14 protein-coding genes are annotated in these 12,776 nt (G+C 39.1%); all 14 read right to left on the reverse strand.

Features of this window, described 5'->3' with window-relative positions:
* The coding region (locus BLS20_RS07025; protein WP_479723608.1) for a hypothetical protein at positions 1-194 on the reverse strand (194 nt) is incomplete at its 3' end.
* Between the two features lie 104 nt (positions 195-298).
* Positions 299-472, reverse strand: coding sequence for an MBL fold metallo-hydrolase (locus tag BLS20_RS13755; RefSeq protein ID WP_176762333.1), 174 nt, complete (start codon positions 470-472; stop codon positions 299-301).
* Position 473: 1 nt separating this feature from the next.
* Positions 474-1,775, reverse strand: a complete 1,302-nt coding sequence (locus BLS20_RS07030) for an amidohydrolase (RefSeq protein WP_090173668.1) — start codon at positions 1,773-1,775, stop codon at positions 474-476.
* Positions 1,776-1,791: 16 nt separating this feature from the next.
* Positions 1,792-2,625: a purine-nucleoside phosphorylase gene (locus BLS20_RS07035; protein ID WP_090173669.1), complete on the reverse strand. Its 834-nt coding sequence runs from the start codon at positions 2,623-2,625 to the stop codon at positions 1,792-1,794.
* A gap of 21 nt (positions 2,626-2,646) precedes the next feature.
* Positions 2,647-3,723 (reverse strand): peptide chain release factor 1, encoded by a 1,077-nt coding sequence (gene prfA, locus BLS20_RS07040; RefSeq protein ID WP_090173670.1) that lies wholly within the window; start codon positions 3,721-3,723, stop codon positions 2,647-2,649.
* Between the two features lie 9 nt (positions 3,724-3,732).
* Positions 3,733-4,575 carry a peptide chain release factor N(5)-glutamine methyltransferase gene (prmC, locus tag BLS20_RS07045; protein ID WP_090173671.1) on the reverse strand — a complete coding sequence of 281 codons (843 nt, stop codon included), beginning with the start codon at positions 4,573-4,575 and terminating at the stop codon, positions 3,733-3,735.
* A gap of 4 nt (positions 4,576-4,579) precedes the next feature.
* A complete protein-coding gene (locus BLS20_RS07050) occupies positions 4,580-5,521 on the reverse strand; it encodes a DUF1385 domain-containing protein (RefSeq protein WP_090173672.1) in 942 nt (313 codons plus the stop codon).
* A 75-nt stretch (positions 5,522-5,596) separates the two neighbouring features.
* Positions 5,597-5,800, reverse strand: coding sequence for a 50S ribosomal protein L31 (gene rpmE / locus BLS20_RS07055; protein ID WP_090173673.1), 204 nt, complete (start codon positions 5,798-5,800; stop codon positions 5,597-5,599).
* Positions 5,801-5,945: 145 nt separating this feature from the next.
* Positions 5,946-7,334, reverse strand: a complete 1,389-nt coding sequence (gene rho / locus BLS20_RS07060) for a transcription termination factor Rho (RefSeq protein ID WP_479723609.1) — start codon at positions 7,332-7,334, stop codon at positions 5,946-5,948.
* Between the two features lie 171 nt (positions 7,335-7,505).
* On the reverse strand, positions 7,506-9,209 hold the full coding sequence (accD, locus tag BLS20_RS07065; RefSeq protein WP_090173674.1) for an acetyl-CoA carboxylase, carboxyltransferase subunit beta: 1,704 nt from the start codon (positions 9,207-9,209) through the stop codon (positions 7,506-7,508).
* Between the two features lie 42 nt (positions 9,210-9,251).
* A complete protein-coding gene (locus BLS20_RS07070; RefSeq protein ID WP_090173675.1) occupies positions 9,252-10,607 on the reverse strand; it encodes an acetyl-CoA carboxylase biotin carboxylase subunit in 1,356 nt (451 codons plus the stop codon).
* A 27-nt stretch (positions 10,608-10,634) separates the two neighbouring features.
* Positions 10,635-11,063 carry a 3-hydroxyacyl-ACP dehydratase FabZ gene (gene fabZ, locus BLS20_RS07075; RefSeq protein WP_090173676.1) on the reverse strand — a complete coding sequence of 143 codons (429 nt, stop codon included), beginning with the start codon at positions 11,061-11,063 and terminating at the stop codon, positions 10,635-10,637.
* Positions 11,064-11,075: 12 nt separating this feature from the next.
* The gene (gene accB / locus BLS20_RS07080) at positions 11,076-11,525 is read right to left on the reverse strand and encodes an acetyl-CoA carboxylase biotin carboxyl carrier protein (RefSeq protein WP_090173677.1); all 450 of its coding nucleotides are present in this window, start codon (positions 11,523-11,525) and stop codon (positions 11,076-11,078) included.
* Entirely contained in the window at positions 11,526-12,770 is a 1,245-nt protein-coding gene (gene fabF, locus BLS20_RS07085; RefSeq protein ID WP_090173678.1) for a beta-ketoacyl-ACP synthase II, read from the reverse strand. It abuts the gene before it with no gap.
* Positions 12,771-12,776 lie beyond the last annotated feature (6 nt).

The raw sequence follows: 12,776 nt of genomic DNA on the forward strand, positions 1-12,776 counted from the left end.
CATTCAATATCATATGTATCGCTTACCCCAAGTTTCAGTTTTAATTCCTCAATAAACATAAGGATGTTCTTATAGTCTGGCGTTACCTGGATGTTTGCAAAAACACGATCCTCTGCTCCGATTACCGGCTCCATTGCACATAAAGTATAGTTTGTACTATGGACATCCATACCGATTTTGATTATTCTATTCATAGGTGACCTCCTTTTGTATGCGGTAATCCCTGTTACCATTTGTCTTTCTCGACTTGTAGTATACAGGTAAATCCACGTTGCTACAAATGTGAGGTCACTTCATATTATCTATGAAAATGGCTGCAAAACACATACAAATCCTTATTAAACTGTAATTGTGGAAGCGTAATTGGCGTTTGATAAAAATCCTGACGACTACCATCAAAATAATCAAATAGCAAATAGCTGTTTTCTAGTTCTACCAAAAAACAGCTATGCATTAAATAAATAATCTTCATCTTATTTCATTCTACCAATAATTTCATTTGCCTTTGCGTAAACTTCTTTCGGATCAAATCCAATATTGAATTTCATATCTTCATATAAAATTTTACCATTTACCATCGTCATCTTAACATTCTGCTTCGATCCGGCATAAACGATATTCTTAATAATATTATTTTCCGGCTGCATATTCGGCTGCTGAAGATCAAGCATAATCAAATCGGCTTTTTTTCCAACCTCTAACCGATCGCAGTCATCAAGCCCCATACAATGAGCACCATCACAGGTTGCCATATAAAGAACCTGATCAGCGCTTACACACGCTGCATCTTTCTCACGTACCTTGGCAAGTGTTGCAGTAAGGTACATCTCCTTAAAGAAGTCCAAAGAATTATTACTGGCAGGACCATCTGTTCCGATACCCATTGGAATACCTTCATCCAAAAAGCGTTTTACAGGTGCGATACCACTTGCAAGCTTTAAGTTTGAGCAAGGATTGGTAACCGCATACAAGCCACGCTTTTTAAAGATGTCAATATCTTCTTCCGACATATATACACAATGATAACCACCACCGCCATATTCAAACATTCCAAGTGAATCCATCATCTGTGTCGGTGTCTTGCCATATCTCTTAATACAATCCTTCACTTCTGATTCCGTCTCTGAATTGTGCGCAAACAATGGAGATTTTACTTTCTGTGCCAAAGCGGCGATATCTTCCATTAATTCTTTCTTTGTCGTGTATTCTGCATGAAATCCGATGATAAAGCTAGAAAGCTCTCCCAAACTGTTACAGATATTGTAATTTTCTTCCATAAGAGCCGTATCTCCACCAAAATCATTCAGTCCGGATGTCTGTACGGTTCTAAATCCGCAGTCAACAGATGCCTGCGCATTTTGTGGCGGGAAGAAATACATATCGAAATTTGAAGTAATACCACTTGTCAGATATTCCATAATTCCAAGAATATCAAGATGATAAACATCATCCGGCGTCAACTGTCCTTCTCTTGGGAACACCGAATCAAAAAGCCAGCTTTGAAGCGGTAAATCATCTGCAAAGGAACGAAGGAATGTCATTGCAGTATGTGTATGCGCATTCTTAAATCCAGGCATTAACAAGTTCTGTTCAACATCTATTTCTCGATCCCATACAATCGGATCTTCGCCCTTATCAAATACTTCTTGTATATCTAAGCCATCTCCGATATAAATGATTTTATTATCTCTCACCCACAACTGACCATTTACTATCTCAAATGTATGATTTTCTTTTGTCTTAAAAATCTTTGCATTAAAAAAACGAATATTCATTATCAGGTTCCCCCTATTATAAAGAAGCATGAATATTAAGTACACTTTGACGAATAAGTGACTTAATCTGTGGTGCAACGCGATCTGCAGTCTCTTGAATCTCGGCATGCGTCAGTGGATGCTTTGCTATTCCTGCCGCCAGATTAGAGATACAAGAAACCCCGCAAATCTTCATTCCCATATGATTTGCTGCCTGTGCTTCACAAGCTGTACTCATTCCGACAGCATCGGCTCCTAATACCTTACACATACGTATTTCTTCCGGTGTCTCATAATTAGGCCCCTTAAGCTGAATATAAACCCCTTCTTTTAGGTCAACATTAACTTCTTTAGCCGATTTACGGATAATATCCTGTAAGTCTTCATCATAGACATGAGACATGTCAGGGAAACGCACTCCAAGTTCTTCGATATTCGGTCCAATCAAAGGTGATGGAACAAAGCAGGAAATCTGTCCTGTGATCAGCATTAAATCACCGGCTGAAAAATCACTGTTAATTCCGCCTGAAGCATTGGTTAAGAAAAGAACTTTGGCACCAAGCATTTTCATCAGTCTGATTGGCAATACAACGTCTGTCATATCATACCCCTCATAATAATGAACTCGTCCATTCATAAGTACGATAGGAACATCTTCCATATAACCAAATATAAATTCTCCGGCATGACCGGCCACCGTCGAAACCGGAAAGCCTTCTATATCATGATAATCAATACGCTTTACTACTTTAAATTCGTCTGCATATTTACCGAATCCGGATCCAAGTACAATTCCTATCTCCGGTACAAAATCCGTCATTTCACGAACACTGTCCACACATTTCAACAATTTCTCATACACTTTATTCATAAGTAATAACCTCCGCTAATCTTAACTTGCCTGTTCTAAGTTACTAAGTTTTGCAGCCTGATCTGCCGCAATCAGTGCATCTAAAATCTCCTGAATGTCTCCATTCATAATATCGTTTAACTTATATAAAGTCAGGTTAATTCTGTGATCGGTAACACGTCCCTGCGGGAAATTATACGTACGAATCTTTTCTGAACGGTCTCCCGAACCAATCTGACTCTTTCTTTCAGCAGCTTCCGCATCATGTGCCTTTTGAAGTTCCAAATCGTACAACTTGGTACGAAGAAGTGCAAATGCTTTTGCTTTATTTTGAATCTGCGATTTTTCTGTCTGCGAATAAATCACAATACCGGTTGGATAATGTGTAAGACGTACCGCCGAATCTGTTGTATTTACACACTGTCCACCATTACCGGATGCACGCATAACATCAATACGAATATCATTTTCGTCAATTTCAATTTCCACTTCTTCTGCTTCCGGCATAACGGCTACGGTAATTGCCGATGTATGAATACGTCCGCCTGACTCTGTCTTAGGGACACGCTGAACGCGATGTGTTCCGCTTTCGTATTTCATAATAGAGTATGCTCCCTGTCCGGAAATCATAAAGGTTACACTCTTCATACCACCGATTCCAATTTCTTCACATTCGAGCATTTCGACTTTCCAACCACGACCCTCTGCATAATGTACGTACATTCTATATATCTCCGCTGCAAATAAAGCCGCTTCATCACCACCTGTACCCGCACGAATCTCCATGATGACATTCTTCTCATCATTCGGATCTTTAGGAAGAAGTAAAATCTTAAGTTCTTGTTCAAGAGCTTCCACATTTGCCTTAGAATCATTTAATTCTTCTTTGGCAAGTTCTCTCATCTCTTCATCGCTTTCTTCGTCAAGAAGAGCCAGTGAATCTTCTATATTTTGCTTTTCCTTTTTATACTTTTGATACGCCTCCACGATTGGAGCCAAATCACTTTGTTCTTTCATTAATCTACGAAAACGATCTTGATCGGATGCAACATCCGGTTCGCTTAACGTACTCATAAGTTCCTGGTAACGAATTACCAAATCTTCCAATTTATCAAACATGCTCTTATCCTACCTTTCACTTTTCATCAATTTGCCGATTGCAATGCGATCAAGTTGCTGCAAATCTTTTTTAACCACCACATCGCAAAATCCATTAAAACTCATGATGTCACGAATGGTATCGCCTTGATCGTATCCTATTTCCAAAAATAACATTCCCTCTTCCGCTAGAGTTCGTGGAGATAGGGATATAATCTGTCGGTAAAACTCAAAACCGTCTTCGCCTCCATCAAGTGCCGAAAAAGGCTCGTGCACCTTCACCTCCGTCATCAGTTCCTCAATATCTGCCGTTGGAATATACGGCGGATTCGAAACTATTATATCAAATTCCCCGGAAATATTCTCTAATAAATTACTTTCCACCAAAGTAACCTCTGCTCCAAGTGCCTTGGCATTACGCTGCGCTACAACAAGCGCCTGCTTACTGATATCAGAACAAGCAACCTGTAGCGATGGCTTCTGAAGTTTTAAAGCAATACCGATACATCCTGATCCGGTGCATAAATCAAGCACCCGCATCCCGTCTTTCGATTGGTTTAAAACTTCCAAAACAAGTTCTTCCGTCTCCATCCGAGGAATTAATACATGTTCATCTACATAAAATGAATATCCCATAAACTCTTGTTCATGTGTAATATGCTGAAGCGGAACATGCTCACAACGTTTCTTGATACCTTCTATATAAGTCTTTTCCTCCGATAAAGACATTTCTTTATCAGGTTCCATAAAAAAATCAGCTTTTGTCACATGACATATATATTCCAAAAGCAAAAAAGCGTCCGTTCTCGCATCTTCAATATCCGCCTGCGTTAAAGAACAAAATCCATATTCATATGCTTCTTTTAAAGTCATAAAATCATTCCTCGTCCTTGTTTCGACACTTAGAAGTACATCCTTCTTCTGACTGCGTTAAATATTCTCTCCAATCAAATACTGCTTCCACAGAAGCAATCCCAACTTCAATCATCGAATCATCCGGTTCTCTGGTTGTGAGATTTTGAAGTTTCAACCCCGGTTTACTAAGAACGTTAGAAAGTTTTCCATCTTTCATGCCAAACCATCTTAGAAGTTCATACGACACACCGGCCACTACCGGAATCAAAATCAATCTGGATACCAACTTTAACATATGAGAATCCGTTTGAATAAATATAAAGAAAATAATAGAAATTATAATGACAATAAACAAAAAACTGGTTCCACATCTTTTGTGCTGACGGGAGGATTTTCTTACATTTTCTACATTCAATTCCATGCCATGTTCAATACAATTAATGCATTTATGCTCTGCCCCATGATACATAAACACCCTTTGAATATCTTCAAGTTGTGAAATAAGTAATAAATAACCAAGAAAAATCACGAGACGAAGCACGGCTTCGAAAATCGAAATCAGAACCTGCGATTCTACAATTTTTCCCAAGAACACAGACGCATAAAACGGCAAAAGCATAAAAACACCAATCGCAATCAAAAGCGATACTACCACGGTGCCCCCCATCATAAGATTTTCTTTGCTTTCTTCTTTTTTCGTTTTTTCTTTTTCTTCATCCTCTTCTAGAATGCCGGCCGATAGCATCAGTGTCGAAATTCCAAGATACATGGAATCAATAAAATTGATTACGCCTCTAACAAGCGGAATCTTTTGCACCCATTTAGCACGGCAAATTCCTTTATATTGTTTTTGTTTGACAACAATTTGTCCATTTGTTTTTCGAACTGCAACTGCATAACAATCTTTGTTACGCATCATCACGCCTTCCATAACAGCCTGACCGCCTATACCGGAATATTTCATTTTCAACCAACTCCTGTCCGCCCACTGAAAAAGGTTGAGATACTAACGATCCCAACCTTAATTTTCTTTAATCGATTACTGATTAATACCATATTTACGATTGAACTTATCAATACGTCCACGAGCCTGTGCAGCTTTCTGCTGTCCTGTATAGAACGGATGGCACTTTGAACAGATTTCTACGTGGATATTCTCCTTTGTAGAACCAACAGTAAATGTGTTACCACAGTTACATGTAACTGTTGCCTGATAGTAATCTGGATGGATTCCTTCTCTCACTGATTTTCACCTCTCAAACTATGTGATATTACATAACTTAAAATCTAATTTATTTATGTTCTGCGCTATTCAAAACCAATCTGCACATGGTCAACTGAACAGCTTGTTTATTGTATCATACGTACCTGCCAAGTGCAACCTTTTTTTAATAAAATCTTTTCTTACAACAGATATCTACAAATTCTTGATTATTCTTGGTCTTGACAAACATATTTAAAATATTTTCAACTGCCTCTTCCGTACGCATACCATTAATCGCACGACGCATATTTCCTACTGCATCTTGTTCTTCTTTCGTCAAAAGAAGATCTTCTCTTCTAGTTCCGGATTTTGTTATATCAATCGCCGGGAATATCCGTTTTTCAGACAATTTACGATCCAAAACTAATTCCATATTACCGGTTCCTTTAAATTCTTCATAAACAACATCATCCATCTTGCTTCCGGTTTCAACCAGCGCTGTTGCCAGAATCGTAAGGGACCCGCCTTCTCTCATATTACGAGCCGCTCCAAAGAAACGTTTCGGCATATGAAGCGCAGCCGGATCCAATCCACCGGAAAGTGTTCTTCCGCTTGGTGGAACAACAAGATTGTAGGCTCTTGCAAGACGGGTAATGGAATCCAATAAAATCATAACATCTTTTTTATGTTCAACCAATCGTTTCGCACGTTCTATCACCATCTCCGAAACGCGTCTGTGATGCTCCGGAAGTTCATCAAAGGTTGAATAAATAACTTCCACATTATCGCCTTCTATTGCTTCTTTAATATCTGTCACTTCTTCCGGTCTTTCATCAATCAACAAGATAAGTAGATGCATATCCGGATGTGTTTTTGTAACAGACTTGGCTACTTCCTTAAGTAACGTTGTTTTACCTGCTTTAGGAGGTGCCACAATCATTCCACGCTGTCCTTTTCCAATCGGAGCAACCAAATCTACAATTCTCATAGCTCTTGACGAATTGTAGGTTTCAAGACGAATTCTCTCATTTGGAAAAATCGGAGTTAAATCTTCAAAACTTTTTCTTCTCTGTGCTTCTGTCGGGACTAAGCCATTTACCTGCTTCACATACAAGAGTGCACTGAACTTTTCCTGCTGTGTCTTAATCCGAATATTTCCCATTACAATATCGCCCGTTTTTAAATTAAACCGGCGAATCTGTGAAGGTGCAACATAGATATCATTCTCACCCGGAAGATAGTTTTCACTTCGAATAAATCCGTATCCATCCGGCATCACTTCCAAAATACCATCTGCAATTTCTCCACTATCAAGTTCTGAACCGTAATCTGGCATCTTATTTTGTGAACTTTTCTTATCCGTGCCTTCCTCTGTTTTCTTATCTTCCAAATGATCCTTTTGTGATTCTTGTTCCGAATCATTTTCCTGTACACGTTCTTGTTCATCCAACTCTAACATTGCAGCAACTAAATCTGCTTTTTTCATAGAAGACGTCTTTTTGATTCCTCTACTTTTCGCAAGATCTCTAAGAACGGTTGCTGATAATGTTAAGTACTTTTCTTTCATACTCATTGCAAAAAACTCCTCTCGCTATTAAAGGGATAAAATGTCGATTCGACTAGATAGGCTTACATTATTATACATCACTCACCCAAAATAAAAAAGAACAAAATTTTCTATCCGCCAAAACCAAGAAATCCCCTACCCATATAAATACATAAAGGGAAAGGGATTCTTCTAACGCTAAAATGCACGAAATCTTTTTTGACGATCATCAACAATTAAAGACGCATCCAAACTGCAATATTTTTCCATAAAATTATAAAATTCTTTTTTCAGCAAATTTCCAATCACATGAATATTATCGGTAGTTGCCGGATTTTGTTCTTCTATAACCTTTTCTATAATTCCAAGCTCAAGCAAATCTGATGCGGTCATTTTCATCACCTGCGCCGCATGAGATGCCTTAGATGCATCTTTCCATAAAATGGATGCAAAACCTTCCGGAGAGAGCACCGAATAGGTTGCATTTTCCATCATCCAGACTTCATTCCCAACAGCTAATGCAAGTGCACCTCCGCTGCCTCCTTCTCCAATTACAAGAGACAAAATCGGCACCTTAATCCCAGCCATTTCAAATAAATTATTGGCAATCGCCTGCCCTTGTCCATGTTCTTCTGCTTCCATACCACAAAATGCACCGGGCGTGTCAACAAAACATATAATTGGTCTTTTAAACTTCTCCGCCTGCTTCATAAGACGCAAAGCCTTTACATATCCCTCGGGCTGCGGCATACCAAAATTACGGAAAATATTTTCTTTTGTTGTTCTTCCTTTTTGCTGTCCAATTACGGTAACCGGTTTTCCTGCGAGCATTGCAATCCCACCGATAATCGCACCATCATCAGCTGCCCGTCTGTCACCATGAAGCTCATAGAATTCTTCGAACACTTCATCAATATAATCAAGAGCTGTCAAACGTTCTTTGCTTCTTGCAATTTCCACTCGTTCCCATACCGAACGATTTATTTTCGGCATATTAAAAGCTGCCTCATCCTGAAATATTTCCGGCAAGTCTAGCTTTTGTAAATCACAATTTCTATGAAGTCGAATCAATCTGGCAATCGTATCAGCCTGGTCTTCTCTATGAATAATTCCATCAATCAATCCGTGCTCAACCAAAAACTCAGCCCGCTGGAATCCATCCGGCAGTTTCTGACCAATTGTCTGTTCAATAACACGTGGGCCGGCAAATCCTACAAGCGATCCAGGTTCTGCTAAAATAACATCTCCAAGCATAGCAAAAGAAGCTGTTACACCACCTGTGGTCGGATCTGTTAAAACAGTTAAATAAAACAGTCCTGCGTCCGAATGTTTTTTTAAAGCTGCAGAGGTTTTCGCCATCTGCATTAACGAAATCATTCCCTCTTGCATTCTTGCTCCTCCGGAACAAGTAAAAATAACAACCGGAAGTTTCTTCTTCGTAGCCTGTTCTACAGCTCTTGTGATTTTTTCGCCAACTACGTATCCCATGCTTCCCATCATAAAGCGACCATCGCATACACAAACAACTGCTTTTTCCCCATCAATCGTGCATTCTCCCGTCAAAACTCCATCTTTTAACTTCGTCTTTTCCTGCATCTTCTTGATTTTGTCTTTGTATTCCGGAAACGAAAGCGGATCTGTTGTTTCCAAATCATCATCCCAGCTGACAAAACTGCCCTTGTCTGCTATTAATTTAATTCTTGTTTTGCTTCGAAGTCTGAAGTATTTTCCACATTTATAACAAACATAATGATTGGATACAACATCTTCTTTCAACAGCATTTCGCCACAAGCATCACACTTCATCCACAAATCAGCCGGCATATGCTCCGACGGCGAATTATGCATTTTTCTTTGTTTCCCATCAACCGGAATATAATTTGTCTTCTTAAAATTAAACATCTACATTCACCTGCATAACATCATAATCTGCAAATTTTACTCCTAATGAGTCACATACTCTCCAAAATACTTCGGAATAAAATCAGTCGTAATATAACCATTTTGAAATTCTGAATGGTTCAAAATATCATATTGAAAATCAATATTAGTTGTAACGCCTTCCACAACCACTTCACCAAGCGCACTAATCATTTTACGAATAGCTGTCTTTCGATCCTCTCCATGAACAATCAATTTAATAATCATAGAATCATAATATGGCGGAATGGTATAACCATTATAAACGGCACTGTCTATTCGCACTCCATTCCCCCCCGGAACATGTAGTTGTGTGATTTTACCCGGACATGGTCGAAATCCTTTTTCCGGATTTTCTGCATTAATTCTGCATTCGATTGCATGTCCTTTTAACGCAACATCGCTTTGCGAAAAAGAAAGCTTTTCACCGGAAGCTACACGAATCTGCTCTTTAATCAAATCAATTCCCGTTACCATTTCCGTAACCGGATGCTCTACCTGAATTCGTGTATTCATTTCCATAAAATAAAAATCACCATTTTCATCTAATAAAAACTCAATGGTTCCGGCACTTTCATATCCAACAGCCTTAGCTGCTTTTACCGCAGCTTCACTCATTTTCTTTCTTTGCTTATCGGAAATAGCTACGCAAGGGGACTCTTCAATCATCTTTTGATGATTTCTTTGTATAGAACAGTCACGCTCTCCAAGCGTAACTACATTACCAAACTTATCTGCAATCAGTTGCACTTCCACATGTTTTGGATTCGATACATATTTTTCAATATACATTGTTCCGTTTCCAAAAGCATTTTCAGCCTCTCTTTGCGCAACCTGAAATTGCCCTTCAAACTCATTTTCACTTTTGGCAATACGCATTCCTTTACCACCGCCACCATAAGCAGCTTTGATCATCACGGGATAACCAATTTCATTTGCCAGATTCTTAGCTTTATCTGCATAAAAAACAGGCGTCTTTGTTCCCGGAACAACGGGAACTTTAGCCTTCATCATGGTTGCTCTTGCCTCGGCTTTGTCACCCATCTTTTCAATTACTTCACTACTAGGTCCAATAAAATCAAGACCACATTTTTCACATATTTGTGCAAATTTTGCATTTTCAGACAAAAATCCAAACCCAGGATGAATCGCCTCAGCATTCGTCGCAATTGCTACACTTAAGATTCTTTCCATCGATAAATAACTATCCTTAGATAACGCTTCACCGATGCAAAATGCTTCATCTGCAAGCTGTGTATGAAGCGCTTCCATATCCGCTTTGGAATATACCGCAACTGTTGATATTCCCAATTCACGGCATGCACGAATAATTCGTACGGCAATTTCTCCTCTGTTTGCAATCAAAATCTTATTATACATCTTCTACACACTCCTTGAACCGATCTGTTATCCAACTGCAAATGTAAGTTCAGCACTTGCAGCTAATTCACCATCAACTCTGGCAACTGCTTTTCCAACCCCAATCGGTCCTTTTTGTTTTATGATTTCAAGTTCTAATTCAAGTACATCTCCCGGAACAACTTTTCTTTTAAATTTTGCCTTATTAATTCCGCCAAAATATGCTGTCTTTCCTTTATATTCCTCTTTACTTAATATCGCAACGGCTCCAACTTGTGCAAGCGATTCCAATATAAGCACTCCCGGCATAACCGGTTCTCCCGGAAAATGACCTGCAAAAAAAGGCTCATTATAAGTAACACATTTTCTACCGACCGCACGAACACCGGCTTCTAGTTCTTCAATTGTATCAACTAAAAGCATAGGCTGTCTGTGCGGAATGATTTCCATAATTTCTTTTGTACTGAGTAATGACATTTTTTATGACTCCTATTCGATTACAAATAATGGTTGATCATATTCCACAACTTCTTCATTTTTGACAAGAATTGCTTTTACAACACCATCTTTTTCACTTTCAATTTCGTTCATCAGCTTCATCGCCTCAACAATTCCAATAACCTGTCCCTTTGAAACCGTATCGCCAACTTTGACTAGTGGAGGCTCTCCCGGCGCACTTGCCGCATAAAAAGTTCCTACAAGCGGAGATTTAAGCAGATTCTCCTCCGGGACAAAGTGATCATCACTACTTGATTGCTCTTGCGTTGTCATAGTTGACGCAGGACTAGCCGGCATCATTGCCATTTCTTTTACAACAACATTTTGATCAGCAATATTTTTTCCCATACTGATTCTAAATCCGTCATCTTCGATTTCAAATTCTGTTAGCTTTGAATCAGATACAACCTTTACTAATTCAACAATCTTATCGAATTCCATCTATCTGCTCTCCTCTTCTACTTTCTTAAACAACAAAGTAGCATTATGACCACCAAACGCAAGCGAATTACTCATTGCATATGGAATCTCTGTCTTAATTGGTTCCTCTGTTACATAATTCAAATCACATTCTTCATCCGGCACCCGGTATCCTACCGTCTGGTGTACCAATCCGTGATTCATCTGCAAAACACAAGCGATTGCCTCAACGGCTCCGGCTGCTCCAAGAAGATGTCCAATCATGGACTTTGTTGAATTAATCAGTAATTTATTTGCATGGTCTTTAAACACCATCTTAATTGCTCTTGTTTCAAACAAGTCATTATGATGTGTGCTTGTTCCATGAGCATTAATATATCCAATTTCTTCCGGAGAAACTCCTGCCTGTCGGATTGCATTTTCCATAGCACGTGCCGCACCCATGCCATCCTCAGCCGGTGAAGTAATATGATATGCATCTGATGAAGCTCCATATCCAACCACTTCAGCAAGGATGTTAGCTCCTCGCTTTTTCGCATGTTCATATTCTTCAAGCACCAAAATTCCGGCTCCTTCTCCGATTACAAAACCATTTCGTTCTTTATCAAATGGAATCGAGCATCGCTTAGGATCTTCACTAAAGGAAAGCGCTGTCAGATTAGAAAATCCCGCAATACAAATCGGAGTGATAGTTGCTTCTGTTCCTCCTGCGAGCATTACATCAGCATCGCTACACTGAATTGCACGATATGCCTCTCCAATAGAATGGGTTCCTGTTGCACATGCAGTAGAAATATTAATACTTTTTCCTTTTAGTCCAAGTTGAATAGATATGTTGCCGGTAGCCATATTGGTAATCATTTTCGGAACAAGCAACAGATTTACTTTGGATGGTCCTCGATTTAAAAGTTTTTCATATTCTCTTTCAATCGCCTGAAGACTTCCGACACCGGAACCTACACATACTCCAACCCGATATGGATCTTCTTTTTCCATATCCAGACCCGACTGAGCAAATGCTTCTTTAGCAGCCGCTACTGCATACTGTGAAAACAATTCCATTCTTTTTGCTGCTTTTGGATCCATATATTCTTTCGGATCAAACCCTTTAACGCTTGCAGCAATTTTAGCTTTATAATCAGTTGTATCAAACTGAGTAATTTCGCCAAATCCGATTTCACCGTTTTTTAGTCCATTCCAGTATTCTGTTGTATTATTTCCGATTGGGGTAATACAACCCATTCCGGTTATCACTACTCTTCTCATGTTATC

Source organism: Eubacterium oxidoreducens (assembly GCF_900104415.1).
Classification (GTDB): Bacteria; Bacillota; Clostridia; order Lachnospirales; family Lachnospiraceae; genus Eubacterium_C; species Eubacterium_C oxidoreducens.